Raw genomic sequence first — 16237 nt, forward strand, 5'->3', positions numbered from 1 at the left:
GATACGGGGAAGCCTACGAAGCGGCCGACCGTCAGCAACGATACCGGCACACCGGGCGGCCCCCACGGGACGGGGGCGTGGCCGGAAGGTAGCGTCTGGGAAGAGCCGGTCCTGGAACGTCGGGGCGCGTGGGAACGCGAACCGTGCACCGGGCGTTCACAGGATGACGGACCCGGGCAGCGGAGAGCCGACGGGAACGCACCGGTTCACCAGCCCAGTCGTAGTCGAATACGTCGTGCCAGGCGGTCACGCCGGACCACGCCGTGCTTCATTAAGGGGAAGACGCTCACTTGATGCCGGACCGCAGCCTGCGACTTCTCACGTTCCCCCAGCAGTCCGCCCAGGGAGGGCAGCGGAGCGCCGTGCTGCTGCGGGAGCGCCCCGCCTCGCCGCCCGACGCGCCCCGGGGCGAGGGCGGCGACGACGGGCGCCGTGGGGCCCAGGGCTCCCAGGACGACAATCCGTTCGCGCCGCCGCCGGAGGGGACTCCCGACCAGCCCTGGCAGCCGAGGCACCCGTCCGGCGGGGAGGGCGGCGACCGCTCTTCCTGGGGCCGGAACTGGAGCGACCGGCAGCCCGGCCGCTCCCCCGGCGGTTTCGGCGAGCGCCCGCGCGGCCCCGAGGGGCAGGGCGGCGGCCCCCAGGGACCCGGCATGCGCTGGGACCCCACGGACCCGGCCCAGCGCCGTGCGCGCCTCGCCCTGCTGTCCGGCATGTGGGCCTTCTTCTTCGGCCTGTTCAGCTGGCCGTACGTCGCGCTGCTGCTGGGCGCGCTCGCCCTGTACTGGGGCATCAGCGCCCTGCGCGGCAAGCCCCGCGCGCAGGACCCGGACACCCCGGCGCCCGAGCCGAAGGGCCGCCCGCAGACCACGGCCGCGGTGAGCGGACTGGTCACGGGGTCGCTGGCGCTCGCCCTGGTCGCCGCGTCCTTCACGGCCCAGCTGGTCTACAGCGACTACTACACCTGCACCAACGACGCCCTCACCCAGGAGGCCCGCCAGTCCTGCAGCGATCTCCTCCCGGAGCAGCTCCGCGACCTCCTGGGGGACGGCGGCTGACACCCGCTCTCACTCCCGTGCGCCGGACGTGGGGCCCTCCTCGCCGGGGGCGGTGACCGCGTCCCGCACGCCGAACGGCATGTCCCAGTCCCACAGGTCGGACGCGGGTTCCCGGGTGTGGTGGAGCAGGTACGGCTCGTCGGGGTCGTCGCACGGGAAGGGCGGGACCGGCCTGCCACGTACGGGCGGCGCCGACTTCGCCCCCTCCGGGGTGCGGTGGTCCCGTGGTGCACCGGGCTCCGGGAGCCGGTCCCCTGGGATCCGTCGGTCCCGTGACGACCCGATCCCCAGAAGCCGGTTCCCCGGGATTCGGCGGTTCCCCGGGATTCGGCGGTTCCGTGACGATCCGGGACTCAACATCCGGTCCCCCGGGATCCGGCGGCCCCGTGACGACCCGATCCCCAGAAACCGGCTCCTCAGGCCCCGACGGTCCCGTGACGATCCGGGACTCGGGAGCTGCTCCCCCGGGATCCGGCGGCCCCGTGACGACCCGATCCCCAGAAACCGGCTCCTCAGGCCCCGACGGTCCCGTGACGATCCGGAACTCAACATCCGGTCCCCCAGGCCCCGACGGTCCCGTGACGATCCGGGACTCGGGAGCTGCTCCCCCGGGACCCGGCGGCTCCGTGGTGATCCCGGCCCCGGGGGCCGGTCCCCCGCCTCTCCTCCGGGTGGGCGGCGGCGCCAGGCTCGTACCACCAGGGCCGTGGGGACCGCCACCAGCGTGAGCCAGGCCAGTGTCGCGGCTCCCACCTGCCACCACACCGGACCGAACCGGGAGAGCGCGGCCACTCCCAGCGGCCCGCCCGCGAGCGCGGCGAGCACGGACAGCAGGGCCGCGCACAGCACGGCCGCCAGTCCCGCCGCACCGGCGGTCCGGCCGCTGGTCCAGGCCGGGGCGGGCGCCGGTCCGCTCCGCGCGGCGCCCCGGCCCACGAACCATCCCGCCACCAGTCCGGCCGCCACCGGCAGCGCCGCCGCCGCCCAGTTCGGCGCGGTCCCCGTTCCCGCGTCCGGCACCGCAGCGAGCAGCGGGAACGGCGGCAGCGGTGGAGTGGACGGCGAGAACAGCGGGGTCACCCGGGTGCCGGTCCCGAGGAGGAAGCCGGGGCCGAGGGCGTACGCCGCCGCCCACACCGCGGCGTTCGGCGCCAGCGTGACGCAGAGCAGCAGCACCGCCAGCCATCCCGACCAGCCCTCCGTCAGCCGCAGGAACGCCTGCCGGGTCTCCCCGCCGTGCCATCCCAGCGACACCACGAGGAGCAGCGCCCCGCCGCCGGCCAGCACCGTCACCCCGGCCGCCGCCGCCCGCACCACGACTCCGGGACGGCCTTCCGGTCCGAGGACCAGGTGGCGTGCGCCCCTCGGCAGCACCGCGCCCAGCACCCGCTCCAGCGGTCCGCTCGGACGGCCGTACGCCGTCCACACCCCCGCCCCCGCGGCCAGTCCGGCGACCAGCGGCACGCACACGACGGTCCCCTCCCACGCCGGCCGCAGCCCGCCGCCCGCGCAGTAGAGCGCGGCGGGCACGCCGACGGCGAGGTAGCCGAGGAGGACGCCCGCCCACGCCGTACGGCCGGGGACGAGCGGGGCCTCGCCGCCGGCGCCGCCCGCGCCGCCCTCCGCCGCGTCACGGGCCGCCCGGTGCAGCAGCCACACCGGCAGCGCGAGCAGCAGCAGCGGCGGGACGCCCACGGGTGCGGGGACGCCGGAGAGGGTGTCGGTGCGGATCAGTTCGGCGCCGTGGGCGAGCAGCCACAGCGCCGCCGCGATGTGCAGGGCGCCGCCGGGTCCGCTGTCGGGGTAGGGCGAGCTGATCCACAGCAGGATCACGAGGACGGCGAACGCCGCGAGCCCCAGTCCGGCCGCGAGGGCGCCGCCGAGGAGGGCGGAGGCGAGCCCCGGCGAGCGGTCGCGCACGCGGGTGAGCAGGGCGGCCGGCGTCGTACGGCGAGTGGTCATCTGGGTCACGTCCGCCATGCTCCCAACGACACGCGCTTTCCCGGTGTAACGGGCGAAGCGCGGCTGTGTCGCTCAATATACGTTTATGTACTTTTCTGGACGGAGGGGCGCCCAGTGACACGGAGCCCCGTCACCCCGCTCCCCTCACCCGACGAACGCCGACGCCTGCGCGCGGCGGCCTCGCTGACGCGGCGTCAGCTCGCGGAACGTGTGGGCGTCCGGCCCGAGACGGTGCGTGCGTGGGAGTCCGGCCGCAGCACACCGCGCGGCCGGAACCGGGAGGCGTACGCGAAGCTGCTGGCCGGCTTGGCGGAAGGGGCCGCCGCCGACGGGACCCGGGAGTCCGTCCCCGTTCGTCAGGAGGAGGCCGCGGCGGTGGTGACGACGATGCGCCTGGAGAAACCGGGCGGCGACGGCCGTCTCGGCGCGGTCGCGCCGGAACCCTCCGCGTTCGCGCAGGCGCCCCCGCCGTCGTCCGCCTCCCGTGCGGAACGCCTGACGCCCGCTCAGGCCTTCGACGCCCTGTACTCCTTCTGCGCCCCCGCCCTCGTCCGGCAGACCTATCTGCTCACCGGCCGCCGCGCACTCGCCCGCGAGTCCGTGGAGCGGGCCTTCCAGCTCGCCTGGGACCGCTGGCCCGAGGTGGCCCGGGACCCGGACCCGGCCGGCTGGGTGCGCGCGGCGGCGTACGAGTGGGCGCTCTCCCCGTGGCACCGGTACCGCCGCCGCCACCGGCAGCCCGAACCGCCGCCCCCCGACGAGGACGACCGGGCGCTCCTGGAGACGCTGCTGCGCCTGCCGCCGCCGTACCGCCGCACGCTCCTGCTGTACGACGGCCTCGGCCTCGGCCTGCCCGAGACGGCGGCGGAGACGGAGGCCAGCACCCGGGCGACGGCCGGCCGGCTGACGTACGCGCGCGAGACCGTCGCCGCCCGGCTCCCGGAACTGTCGGACCCGGACGAGCTGCACCGGCGGCTGGCCGAGCTGGCCTTCACCGGGCGGCTGCGGGCGGCCGAGCCGCCGGTGGTGCGCGGCGGCAGCGAGCGCCGGGCCCGGTTCTGGGCCCGGGCCGCCGTCGCGTTCACGGTCGCGCTGATCGGCACCACGGCGCTCACCCTGCGCACGGCCCCGACCGGCTACGAGCCACCGGTGCCGCCGGGCGAGACGGTGCGGGGCGTTCCGCCGCGGGTGGCACCCGGGCCCCTCTCGGAGGACGATCGGGAGCTGCGCGACCGGCTGCGGGAGGAGCTGCCGCGGGGACCGGAACGGCTGGCGCCGCAGGCGCGGTGACCCGGGGCGGAGACGACGGTGGGCCCGTCCCCCACTGCGGGGAACGGGCCCACCCGTACGGTGTCGCTCGGTGTCGCTCCGCGCCGGTGACCCGGCTGCGGCTCAACCGTGGTTGAGCTGTGGATCAGCCGTGACTCAGCCGGCGAGGATCGCGCGCGCCAGCTTCGCCGTCTCGGTCGGGGTCTTGCCGACCTTGACGCCGGCGGCCTCGAGGGCCTCCTTCTTCGCGGCGGCCGTGCCGGAGGAGCCGGAGACGATGGCGCCGGCGTGGCCCATGGTCTTGCCCTCGGGCGCGGTGAAGCCCGCGACGTAGCCGACGACCGGCTTCTTCACGTTCTCCTTGATGAACGCCGCGGCCCGCTCCTCGGCGTCGCCGCCGATCTCACCGATCATCACGATCAGGTCGGTGTCGGGGTCGGCCTCGAACGCGGCGAGCGCGTCGATGTGCGTGGTGCCGATGACCGGGTCGCCGCCGATGCCCACGGCGGAGGAGAAGCCGATGTCACGCAGCTCGTACATCATCTGGTACGTCAGCGTGCCGGACTTCGAGACCAGGCCGATACGGCCCGGCTTGGTGATGTCGCCCGGGATGATGCCGGCGTTCGACTGACCGGGGGTGATCAGACCCGGGCAGTTCGGGCCGATGATCCGGGTCTTGTCGCCCTTCTCCACGGCGTACGCGTAGAAGGCGGCGGAGTCGTGCACCGCGATGCCCTCGGTGATGACGACCGCGAGCGGGATCTCGGCGTCGATGGCCTCGACCACGGCGGCCTTGGCGAAGGCCGGCGGCACGAAGAGGACGGACACGTTGGCGCCCGTCTTCTCCATCGCCTCGGCGACCGTGCCGAAGACCGGGATCTCGTTGCCGTCGATGTCGACCGACGTGCCCGCCTTGCGCGGGTTCACGCCACCGACGATGTTCGTGCCGTCGGCCAGCATGAGCTTGGTGTGCTTCATGCCCGTGGCACCGGTCATGCCCTGGACGATGACCTTGCTGTCCTTGTTGAGGAAGATAGCCATGGCTGTCTTAGTCCCTCTTCCCTTACTTCGCAGCCGCGAGCTCGGCGGCCTTGTCGGCCGCGCCGTCCATGGTGTCCACGCGCTGCACCAGCGGGTGGTTGGCGTCGGAGAGGATCTTGCGACCCAGCTCGGCGTTGTTGCCGTCGAGGCGGACGACGAGGGGCTTGGTGACTTCCTCGCCCTTGTCCGCGAGCAGCTGCAGCGCCTGCACGATGCCGTTGGCGACCTCGTCGCACGCGGTGATGCCGCCGAAGACGTTGACGAAGACGGACTTGACGTCCGGGTCGCCGAGGATGATCTCCAGGCCGTTCGCCATGACGGCGGCGGAGGCGCCACCACCGATGTCGAGGAAGTTGGCGGGCTTGACGCCGCCGTGCGCCTCACCGGCGTAGGCGACGACGTCCAGGGTGCTCATGACGAGACCCGCGCCGTTGCCGATGATGCCGACCTCGCCGTCGAGCTTGACGTAGTTGAGGTTCTTCTCCTTGGCGGCCGCCTCGAGCGGGTTGGCCGAGGCCTTGTCCTGGAGGGCCTCGTGCTCCGGCTGGCGGAACTCGGCGTTCTCGTCCAGGGAGACCTTGCCGTCCAGGGCGATGACGTCACCGGAGGCGACCTTGGCCAGCGGGTTGACCTCGACGAGGAGCGCGTCCTCGGCGACGAAGGTCTTCCACAGGGTGACCAGGATGTCGGCGACCTTGTCGGCGACCTCGGCCGGGAAGTTCGCGGCCTCGACGATCTCGCGGGCCTTGGCGGGGGTCACGCCCTCGTTGGCGTCGATCGGCGTCTTGGCAACGGCCTCCGGACGGGTGGCCGCCACCTCCTCGATCTCCATGCCGCCCTCGACGGACGCGATGGAGAGGAAGGTGCGGTTGGCACGGTCGAGGAGGAAGGAGACGTAGTACTCCTCCAGGATCTCCGGGGCCGTCTCGGCGATCATCACCTTGTGGACCGTGTGGCCCTTGATGTCCATGCCGAGGATGTTGGTCGCGTGCTCGACCGCCTCGTCGGTGGTGGCGGCGAGCTTGACGCCGCCGGCCTTGCCGCGGCCGCCGACCTTCACCTGGGCCTTGACGACGGACTTGCCACCGAGACGCTCGGTGGCTGCGCGGGCCGCCTCAGGCGTGTCGATGACTTCACCGGCCAGCACCGGTACATCGTGCTTGGCGAAGAGGTCCCTCGCCTGGTACTCGAACAGGTCCACGCGCTTCCGTCCCTATCAGTGATCTCGCGGTTCGTTGGATGCGTGGGCGTGCCGCGAAGGGCAACGTGACGTCCGCTGTGTCACAAGGGAGGCGCACACGGTGTCCGAGCGCGCGGCATGTCCGTCTCGCAGGTTATCTCCGCTTGGGGGACCTCTCTAAATCGCGGCTCACACGTGAGCGGTGATACCTGTCACATGATGCCTCCATCTCTGGCACGGCGTGCCGGGCGTGAGGGGCCTCACCGGGCTGGGGTTGGCCCGGTGAGGCCCTTTCGAACAGCCCGGAGGGGCGGTGAACGCCCTGTTTCTCCGGGATGCGGGGTGGCCGGCCCCCACCCCAATGGGGGCCGGCCATCCCTCCACGAGGTTCCGACCGGACAGACCGACGGCTTTCGGCTGTCCGGGTCCTGATGCCCCGCGGAGCCTTTGTCACCCGTGGGTCGGGCACGGGTGGGACACGGAGGGTGCCCGGACGGGCAGGCTGCCGTGCCGCCCTCGCACGCACGTGTCCGCGGCGAGGGGGGCCGGCCCTAAGCGGGTGAGACCGGAACGTCCCGGTACGGGGCCCGCGCACCGGTCACCTCGGCGCGCTCGGCGGCGTCGGGTACGGGCCGGAGCGGCGGCCGGTGATGCGCGGTGACGGCGCAGGCGTCACCGTGCCGCGGCGTGCCGTGGTCCACGGCCGAGCGGCTGCCCGTCGTACCGTCCGGCTGACCGGCGGGAGCGCCGGGAGCGTGCGGTGCGGGGGCCGGGGTGGGGCCCCCGGCCCGCACGGCTTCCTGTACGGCGTCCCGCGCGGGCCGGTGTCCGTGGTCGTCGTGCGTCGCGCCGACGGCACGGGCCGGCTCCGGGCCGTGGGCGACGGGGCCGGCGACCGGTCCCGGGGTCCCGGACGGTCTGTCCGGCCCCTTCGGCTCGTCCGGGGCGTCCTGCACCGGCGCGTCGGGCGGCGGTGTCGAGGTGTCCGGCTGCGGGTCGGGCGTGCTCGGCTCGGGGAGCGGCCGCTCCGGTGCGTCGGGCAGGTGCGGGAGCTCCGGCAGCGGCGCGGGCTGCTCCAGGCCGGGGAGCGTGGGCAGGGCGGGCAGGGTCGGCAGCGCGGGCAGGGCGGGGAGCTGTCCCGGCGTCGCCTCGTCCAGTCGGCCGGTCACCGTGCCGACCAGTTCCCCGACCGGCCGTACGACCCGCTCGTCCACGGACCGGACCACGGTCTCGGTCAGCGGGAGGATCGGATCGGCCACGTCCGGGCGCGGCACGGTGAGGGCCTCGATGACCGACGCTGGACCGTTCGAGTCGGGCGCGGTGTCCGAGCCGGTCGGCACCACGGACCCGACGGTGACGGACCCGATGGTGGAGGCCCCGACGGCGGAGGCCCCGACGGCGGAGGAGGTTCCCTCGACCGGCCCGCCGTCCGCCGCCCGTGCCCGCTCCCCGCACAGCACGCCGAGCACGAACACCGCGCCCACCAGCAGTGCCAACCGGACCGCACGCCACCCGGCCGCCGTGCGCATCGCGCGCAGAGCGGCACCGGGCACGGCTGCTGACCAGGTCAAGGGGGGCGGGTCCTCCCGGACGGCGGGACGGCTGAAGACACTTCACGGGTCCCTGTAATCGAACAGCGCCGATCCTTGCACGCGACTCCCGAGGTTGCGCAAGCCCTCCGTTACCGATGGGTACTCATGTCCGTTTTCACCGGCCCGAGTTTGCTCCTCATCCCGCGTCCGGTATCGGCAACGGCCGCTTCTCGACCGCCGCCGCCATCACCTCCGGGAACAGATCGGGTGTGCAGGCGAACGCCGGTGCGCCCAGCGCGGCGAGTGCCGCCGCGTGCTCCCTGTCGTACGCGGGCGCCCCCTCGTCGGACAGCGCGAGCAGCGTCACGAACCGCACCCCCGACGCCTGCATCGCCGCCACCCGCTTGAGCATCTCGTCGCGTATCCCCCCTTCGTAGAGGTCGCTGATCAGCACGACCACCGTCTCCGCCGGCCGGGTGATCCGCGACTGGCAGTACGCCAGCGCCCGGTTGATGTCCGTGCCCCCGCCCAACTGCGTGCCGAAGAGCACGTCGACGGGGTCGTCGAGCTGGTCGGTGAGGTCGGTGACCGCCGTGTCGAACACGACGAGCCGGGTGTCGATCGACCGCATGGAGGCGAGCACCGCCCCGAACACCGACGCGTACACGACGGACGCGGCCATCGACCCGGACTGGTCGACGCAGAGGACGACCTCCTTCTTCACCGACCGCGAGGCACGCCCGTAGCCGACGATCCGCTCGGGCACGACCGTCCGGTGCTCCGGGAGGTAGTGCTTGAGGTTGGCGGCGATCGTGCGGTTCCAGTCGATGTCGTGGTGGCGTGGCCGGCTGACGCGGGCGCTGCGGTCGAGGGCGCCGGTGAGGGTGGCCCGGGTGCGGGTGGCGAGCCGCTTCTCCAGGTCCTCGACGACCTTGCGCACGACCGCGCGTGCCGTCTCCTTCGTCGTCTCCGGCATCGCCTTGTTCAGCGACAGCAGTGTGCCGACCAGGTGGACGTCGGCCTCGACGGCCTCCAGCATCTCCGGTTCCAGCAGGAGCGTGGCGAGGCCGAGCCGGTCGATGGCGTCGCGCTGCATGACCTGGACGACGGAGGACGGGAAGTAGGTCCGGATGTCCCCGAGCCAGCGGGCCACCGAGGGTGCCGACGCGCCGAGCCCCGCCGAGCGGTCCCGGCCCGCCTGCGGTTTGTCCCCCTTGCCGTAGAGCGCGGCGAGCGCTCCGTCCATCGCGGCGTCCTGCCCGGACAGGGCGTGTCCGGTCCCGTCGGCCGGGTCCCCGCCGAGCACGAGCCGCCAGCGCCGCAGCCGCTCCCGCGCCGGGTCCGTCGTCGTGGCCGCATCGCCCTGTGTGTCCGTCATGCCGTCACCCCCGCCGGTTCGTCGCGCGCTCCCTCGTCGTCCCCGCCGTCCCCGTCCAGCCCGAGCAGCAGCCGCAGGACCGGCAGCACGGCGTCCGCGCGGGCGGTGTCGGGATCGGGGGCGAAGCCGGGGGTGCCGGACACCGCGGTCGCCGTGCTCCCGCGTGTCCCCGGTCCGCGCCGGACCAGTTCACCGAGGGTGCGCCGCACCCCCGGCTCGTACGCCGAGAACGTCCGTCGCAGCAGTGGCAGTACGTCCGTGAACGCCTCCGCCGGTACGCCCGTCAGCCAGGTGTCGACCAGCCCGAGCAGCCGCTCGTCGTGGACCAGGAGCAGTCCGCCGCCCGAGCCGCCGCCGACGAAGCCCTCGATCCAGGCGGCCGCGTCCGCCGGCGGCGTGCCCGGCGACAGCACGAGCCCCATGAGCCGCGCCGCCTCGTCCTGCGCCAGCTCCCCGTCGTCCAGCAGCAGCCGCACGGACCGCCCTCGTATGACGCCGGGCACGGTGTCCCGTGCGGACAGGGCCCGCAGCACCGACTGCCAGCGGGCGCGCAGCTTCCCGTGGCCCGGTGCGGGGGCGTCGCCGAGGAGACCCACCGCGCCGTGCACCGCGTCGACATGGCGCCGCATCTCCTCGGCGGCGTCCGCGTCCAGCGCCGCGCAGGCCGGGGGTAGTCCGACGAAGACCCGCTCGGCGAGACCGGCGGCGACCTCGGCCAGCGCCGCGGTGTCGGTGCCGCGTACGTCGCCGTAGCGCAGCGAGCGGACCAGGGCGGGCAGCGCCTGGGCGAGATGGCCGACGTCCGTGTCGAGGGCCGCGCGGTCGGTGAGGATCCGCATCACCGTGGGCAGCGCCTCGGGCAGTGCGGCCAGCAGGCAGTGCTCGGCGAGCCCGGTGACCTCGGCGAGGCCCCGCGCGCCGACGGCGTCCGCCTCCGCCCTGGCGGTCGCGGCGGCGAGTACGGTCGTCCCCCAGACCCCGGCCTCGGCGACCCGCACGGACAGCTCGGGCTCCCAGCGCAGCCGCCAGGTCTCCCGGAAGGTCCCCGTGCCGCCGCGTGCGGCGGCCGGCTCCCCCCAGCCGATGCCGAGCAGCCGCAGCCGGTGCAGCAGTCTGCCGCGCTCCGCGTCGGTCTCCTTGCGCAGGTCGAGCTCCAGCTCCCGCTCCCCGGCCTCGGGTTTCAGCCGCAGCCGGCGCTGGATCCGCGCGAGGTCCCGCTGCAACGGCACGGCGGGGGCCGTCGCCGGTACCTCCCCGAGCACGTCGCCGACGACCAGCCGGTCGTGCACCAGTGCCAGCGGCACGTCGGAGCCCTCGCACATCACCGCCCGTACGGCGTCGGTCGTCTCGCTCAGGCCGGGCAGCGGACGTCCGCGCAGCACGGCGAGGGTCTCCGCCAGCCGTACGGCCTCGATGACGTGCGCGGGGGAGACGATCCGGTCCTCGGCCCGCAGCAGCCCGGCCACCTCGGTCAGCCACCGCTCGACCGGCCGGTCGGGGGCGCCGAACAGATGCCCGTACCAGCCCGGGGAGTCGATGCCCGCGCCGTAGCCGCTCGTCCGGGAGAGTCTGCGGTGGGTCCAGGGCACCCAGGTCATGTCCGTCTTCACCTTGGGCAGCCCTTTCAGCAGGGCACGGTCGGCGGCGACGGTGGCCTTCCGCCGCAGCGCCGGCACGTGCCAGGCCCCGCAGACCACGGCCACGCCGTCCTCGAACTCCCGCCGCGCCGCCCGGATCCGCAGCCGCATGTGCGCCTCGCGCACGAGGTCCCGCCGGTGTCCCCCGTTTCCGTACTCCTCCCGCAGCGCGGTCATGGCCTCCTCGAGCGCGGTGAACGACGCCATCGCGTCCCCCTCGCCCACGCCCCGGTGCTCGACGACGTCCTCCCACCACCGCTCGGCGTCGTCGTACCCGGCGGCTTCGGCGAGTGCCCCCAGGGGGTCGACCCGCACGTCGTCGCCCGCGCCGGGGTCGGGGCCCTCGTCGTCCTCCCAGGCCAGGGTGTGCGTGGCCGGCAGGTCGATGAACCGGGCCGGGACCTTGTGCTCCAGCGCCCAGCGGAGCGCGACCCACTCCGGGGAGAACTCGGCCAGCGGCCAGAAGGCCGAGCGGCCGGGTTCGTCCACCGCGTGGGCGAGCAGCGCGACGGGCGGTCGCATGTCCTCCTCGGCGGCGAGCGGGACCAGCGCGTCCGCCTCCGGCGGGCCTTCGATCAGCACGGCGTCCGGCCGGGCCTCCTCCAGCACCGCCCGCACGGCCCGCGCGGACCCCGGCCCGTGATGCCGCACGCCGAGCAGCAGCGGCCCCGCGGTGTCCGCCTTCCCGCCGTTCATCCACTGACCTCCCGGCAGGCCCGGTAGAAGTCCTTCCAGCCGTCGCGCTCGCGGACCACGGTCTCCAGGTACTCCTGCCAGACGACGCGGTCCGCCGCCGGGTCGCGGACGACCGCGCCGAGGATGCCCGCGGCGACGTCCCCGGCCCGCAGCACGCCGTCGCCGAAGTGGGCGGCGAGCGCCAGCCCGCCCGTGACGACGGAGATCGCCTCGGCGGTCGACAGGGTGCCGCTGGGCGACTTGAGCTTCGTACGGCCGTCGGCGGTGACCCCGTCGCGCAGCTCGCGGAAGACGGTGACGACCCGGCGGATCTCGTCGATGCCGTCGGGCACGGCCGGCAGGTCGAGGGAGCGGCCGATCTGGTCGACCCGGCGCGAGACGATGTCGACCTCCGCCTCCGGGGTCTCCGGCAGCGGCAGCACCACGGTGTTGAAGCGGCGGCGCAGGGCGCTGGACAGGTCGTTGACCCCGCGGTCGCGGTCGTTGGCCGTGGCGATCAGGTTGAAGCCGCGGACCGCCTGCACCTCCTGGCCCAGCTCCGGTATCGGCAGCGTCTTCTCCGACAGGAGGGTGATCAGCGAGTCCTGGACGTCGGCCGGGATGCGGGTCAGCTCCTCGACGCGGGCCGTCGTGCCCTCCGCCATGGCCCGCATCACCGGGCTGGGCACGAGGGCGTCGCGGCTGGGGCCGTGGGCGAGCAGCCGGGCGTAGTTCCAGCCGTAGCGGATGGCCTCCTCCGGGGTGCCGGCCGTGCCTTGCACGAGCAGGGTGGAGTCGCCGCTGACCGCGGCGGCCAGGTGCTCGGAGACCCAGGTCTTGGCGGTGCCGGGCACGCCGAGCAGGAGCAGGGCGCGGTCGGTGGCGAGGGTGGACACCGCGACCTCGACGATGCGGCGCGGACCGATGTACTTCGGCGTGATGACCGTGCCGTCCGGCAGCGTGCCGCCGAGCAGGTAGGTGGCGACGGCCCACGGTGACAGCCGCCAGCGGGCGGGGCGGGGACGGTCGTCCTGCGCCGCCAGCGCGGCGAGTTCGGCGGCGAAGGCGTCCTCGGCGTGCGGGCGCAGCGTCTGCGCGGGCGACGCGGTCGCGGGTACGGCGTTCGCGGGCGCGGAGCCGTTCCGCGTCGGGTCGACGGGCGTCGGTCCAACGGACACAGTCATGGCGGAGTCCCCCTCCAGCTCGGCCGGTTCGGATCTGCCACCAACCGTGCACCACGCCACTGACAATCGCTCTGACCTGCACGAACGCGCTCGCCGGGGCGATTGTCAGTGCCGGGATCTAGTTTCGGTGGCATGACTCAGCAGGGGGTGCGCTGGACCGCGGACCAGGTACTGGCACTGGCGCCTGACCCCGCGTCACGCACGGCGGGGAGCAGACTCGGCGCGGCCGGTCCGTGGTCCGGGACCGGCAGTTCGGGCGAGGGGACGGTGTGGGGGCTGTGCGAAGGCGGTGGGAGCACTCCGTACCGGACGGTCGTCGACATCGCGGACGCCTCCGGGCCCGCCTGCCACTGCAGTTGTCCGAGCCGTAAGTTCCCGTGCAAGCACGCGCTCGGTCTGCTGCTGCTCTGGTCGGGCGGGGACGGGGCGGTGCCGCGGGGAGAAGCGCCGGAATGGGCCGAGCAGTGGATCGCGGGCCGGCGCACACGTACGGAAGAGAAGCGGACCGCGGGCACCTCGGGCTCCTCGGGTTCCGCCGGTCCGGAGGCGGCGCGGCGCAGGGCGGAGCGCCGGGCCGAGCGGGTGACGGCGGGCGCGGTGGAGCTGGAGCAGCGCCTGGCGGATCTGCTCCGCGGCGGCCTGGCGGCGGCCGAGCAGTCGGGGTACGGGCTGTGGGAGGAGACCGCGGCCCGCATGGTCGACGCCCAGGCGCCGGGGCTGGCCGCCCGGGTGCGGGAGCTGGGGGCGCTCGCGGGCACCGGGCCGGACCGGCCGGTGCGGCTGCTGGAGGAGTGCGCGCTGCTCCACCTCCTCGGCCGGGGCTGGCTGCGCCGGGAGCGGCTGCCGGAGGGCCTGGCCGCGACGGTCCGGTCCCGTGTCGGTCTGCCCGCGTCGGCGGACGGCCCGGCGATACGGGACCGCTGGCTGGTCCTCGCCCAGTACGACACGGCGGACAGCCGTCTGACGACCCGCCGTATCTGGCTGTACGGCACGGACTCGGGGCGTACGGCGCTGCTCCTCTCCTACGGTGCGGCGGGCCGCGCCCCGGAGCTCTCGCTGCCGGTCGGGCCGGCCCTCGACGCGGAGCTGTCCGCGTACCCGGGCGCGGGACAGCCGCGGATGGCCCTGGGCGAGCGGTTCGCGCCGCCCACGCCGACGGACGTACGGCCACCGGGGACGACGACGGCCCGGGCGGTCGCCCGCTACGGCGAGGCGCTGCGCGACGACCCCTGGCTGGACTCGGTCCCGGTGACGCTGGACCGGGTGATACCGGCTCCGGACGGTGACGGCTGGCAGCTGGCCGACGCCGACGAGGACGCGGCCCTGCCGCTCACTCCGGCCGCGCGGTCCCGCCCCGGTCTGTGGCGTCTGGTCGCCTTGTCCGGCGGCGCCCCGGTCAGGGTCTTCGGCGAGTGCGGCCACCAGGGATTCACTCCGTTGGCGGTATGGCCGGAGGGGCCCGGTGAGGCGGTGCCGCTGTGCTGAGCGGGGCGCTCATCCCCGTTCCCGTCCACCCCAGGAATCTTTCGGACATCACTGGACACTCGGCGCGTGTGAGTCTTCGACCGTGCCGGGACGCCCGTCGGAAAGGAAGCTCATGAGCAGGACGACCACCGCCGTGGACGCGCCTCTCCCGGATTCCTGGGAGGAGCTGGTGACCACGGCCCTGCTGGGCACGGACCGGCGCACACCGGCGGGCTCCGCGCCCGGGCCGGACGCGCCGTCGGCCCTGCTGGACGCGGCGGCCGTGGCGACCGTACGGCGACGCGCCGGGCTGCGGCCCGCGCCGGCCGCGGAGCGTCCGCGGCCGGCCCCCGAGGACCCGCGCCCTCCACTGCCGTCCGCCGCCGCGCGCCGGCTCACGATGCTGCTCGCCGACCGTCCCGGCGCCGCGGGCGGTGGCCGCCGGGGCGCGGCTCCGGACCTCATCGAGCTGCTGCCCCAGTGGCTGGCGGCGGCGAACGCCCGCGGTTTCGCGGCGCCCCCGGCCGCGCTGCCCGCCCTGCTCGACGCCGCGCGGGGACGGACCGACCTGCGTCCGGCGGCGCTGCGGTTCGCGGGGCCGCGCGCCCTGTGGCTGGCCCGGTTCAACCCGGACTGGCGGTTCGCCCTGCGTTCCACACCGGGCGGGGGCACGTCCGTGCCCCGCCTCCACGACACGGAGGGCATACGGCGGTTCTGGCAGGAGGGCCTCTTCGCCGAACGGGTCGCCCTCCTCACCGCCCTCCGCTCCCGCAAGCCGGCCACCGCGCGGGAACTCCTCGCGGAGAGCTGGGCGACGGAGCGGGCGGAGGACCGCCTGATGTTCCTGGACTCGCTGCGCACCGGACTCGGCCCGGACGACGAGCCCTTCCTGGAGCAGGCCCTGGCCGACCGCAGCCGCAACGTACGGGCGACGGCCGCGGAGCTGCTGTCGGCGCTGCCCGGCTCCGCGCTGGCGGAACGCATGGCGGTCCGGGCCGGGTCGTGTGTGGCCGTCGACCATACGCGGGACACGCCGACGATCGCCGTCGAGGCGCCGCACGAGTGCGACGCGGGCATGGAACGCGACGGCGTGGTGGCCAGAGCCCCGGCGGGCCGGGGCGAACGGTCCTGGTGGCTCGGCCAGTTGGTGGAGGCGGCGCCCCTGGGAAGCTGGTCGCGGCGGCTCGGCGGGCGTACGCCGCGGGAGATCGTGGCGCTGCCGGTGGCGGACGACTGGCAGGGCGAACTGCACGCGGCCTGGTGCCGGGCGGCGGTGCGGCAGCGCGACGCGGCGTGGTCCCGGGCGCTGCTCGGGGAGCCCTCCGCGCCGGAGGCGGGCGGTCCGGGGGCGGTGTCCCTGGCCGAACGCGCCAAGCTGCTCGGCACGCTGGGCGCCGCCGAACGGGCCGAGTGGGTGGCCGGATTCATCGAGACGCACGGCCTGTCCGAGGCGTTCCAGCTGCTCGGGGTGTGTGCCGTGCCCTGGGCGGCGCCGGTCGGACGGGCGGTGGTCGACGCGCTCGACATCGCGCGTGACGCAGGGAGTTATCCATGGAGTTTCAGCGGAGTCATGGGCCTGGCCGAACGCTGCCTCGACCCGTCCGAGGCCGGCCGCCTCGACGCGCTCCTGGCGATACCGGACGAGCCGGAGAACGCGTCACCCGGAGCCGGAGGCTACTGGTCGGAAGCCTTCCAACGCCTGGTCACCACCCTGCACCTACGCGCGACCATCCTCACAGAACTGACCCCACCCACTCCGTGACCGCCCCCGGTCACACCTCCGCGGGCAGCCGCACCGCGTCGTCCACCGCGGGCAGTCGTGCCGCTGGGGCGATGGGGGTCCCCCCGCTCGAGCGG

General features: G+C 74.8%; 11 protein-coding genes. 4 read left to right on the top strand and 7 right to left on the bottom strand.

The genetic code is table 11. The features are described from left to right. Positions 1–293 precede the first annotated feature (293 nt). The gene (locus AMK33_RS11235; protein WP_073932667.1) at positions 294–1058 is read left to right on the top strand and encodes a hypothetical protein; all 765 of its coding nucleotides are present in this window, start codon (positions 294–296) and stop codon (positions 1056–1058) included. 9 nt (positions 1059–1067) lie between these two features. Here the strand turns inward: AMK33_RS11235 and AMK33_RS11240 are convergent, their stop codons facing one another. After that, positions 1068–3038, bottom strand: coding sequence for a cell division protein PerM (locus AMK33_RS11240; RefSeq protein WP_235618049.1), 1971 nt, complete (start codon positions 3036–3038; stop codon positions 1068–1070). A gap of 96 nt (positions 3039–3134) precedes the next feature. Here AMK33_RS11240 and AMK33_RS11245 point away from each other — a divergent pair, with 96 nt between their 5' ends. Next, the gene (locus AMK33_RS11245; protein WP_073932668.1) at positions 3135–4310 is read left to right on the top strand and encodes a helix-turn-helix domain-containing protein; all 1176 of its coding nucleotides are present in this window, start codon (positions 3135–3137) and stop codon (positions 4308–4310) included. Between the two features lie 135 nt (positions 4311–4445). Here AMK33_RS11245 and sucD read toward each other — a convergent pair whose 3' ends face one another. The 6 genes from sucD to AMK33_RS11275 all read right to left on the bottom strand — a co-directional run bounded on the left by sucD (position 4446) and on the right by AMK33_RS11275 (position 12916). Further along, positions 4446–5330, bottom strand: a complete 885-nt coding sequence (sucD, locus tag AMK33_RS11250; RefSeq protein WP_030829714.1) for a succinate--CoA ligase subunit alpha — start codon at positions 5328–5330, stop codon at positions 4446–4448. A 22-nt stretch (positions 5331–5352) separates the two neighbouring features. Then, positions 5353–6531, bottom strand: coding sequence for an ADP-forming succinate--CoA ligase subunit beta (gene sucC, locus AMK33_RS11255; protein WP_073932669.1), 1179 nt, complete (start codon positions 6529–6531; stop codon positions 5353–5355). A gap of 530 nt (positions 6532–7061) precedes the next feature. Beyond that, the gene (locus AMK33_RS11260; RefSeq protein ID WP_143203819.1) at positions 7062–8081 is read right to left on the bottom strand and encodes a hypothetical protein; all 1020 of its coding nucleotides are present in this window, start codon (positions 8079–8081) and stop codon (positions 7062–7064) included. 157 nt (positions 8082–8238) lie between these two features. Beyond that, positions 8239–9420 (bottom strand): VWA domain-containing protein, encoded by a 1182-nt coding sequence (locus AMK33_RS11265; RefSeq protein WP_073932671.1) that lies wholly within the window; start codon positions 9418–9420, stop codon positions 8239–8241. Continuing rightward, entirely contained in the window at positions 9417–11753 is a 2337-nt protein-coding gene (locus AMK33_RS11270) for a DUF5682 family protein (RefSeq protein WP_073932672.1), read from the bottom strand. The genes AMK33_RS11265 and AMK33_RS11270 overlap by 4 nt, the downstream gene beginning before the upstream one ends. Continuing rightward, positions 11750–12916: an ATP-binding protein gene (locus AMK33_RS11275; protein WP_073932673.1), complete on the bottom strand. Its 1167-nt coding sequence runs from the start codon at positions 12914–12916 to the stop codon at positions 11750–11752. The genes AMK33_RS11270 and AMK33_RS11275 overlap by 4 nt, the downstream gene beginning before the upstream one ends. A 132-nt stretch (positions 12917–13048) precedes the next feature. Here AMK33_RS11275 and AMK33_RS11280 point away from each other — a divergent pair, with 132 nt between their 5' ends. Then, entirely contained in the window at positions 13049–14401 is a 1353-nt protein-coding gene (locus tag AMK33_RS11280) for an SWIM zinc finger family protein (protein ID WP_073932674.1), read from the top strand. A gap of 112 nt (positions 14402–14513) precedes the next feature. Further along, positions 14514–16142 carry a DUF5691 domain-containing protein gene (locus tag AMK33_RS11285; RefSeq protein WP_073932675.1) on the top strand — a complete coding sequence of 543 codons (1629 nt, stop codon included), beginning with the start codon at positions 14514–14516 and terminating at the stop codon, positions 16140–16142. Positions 16143–16237: the final 95 nt, after the last annotated feature.

Origin of the sequence: Streptomyces sp. CB02400, assembly GCF_001905725.1 — a bacterium.
GTDB classification, from domain to species: domain Bacteria; phylum Actinomycetota; class Actinomycetes; order Streptomycetales; family Streptomycetaceae; genus Streptomyces; species Streptomyces atrovirens.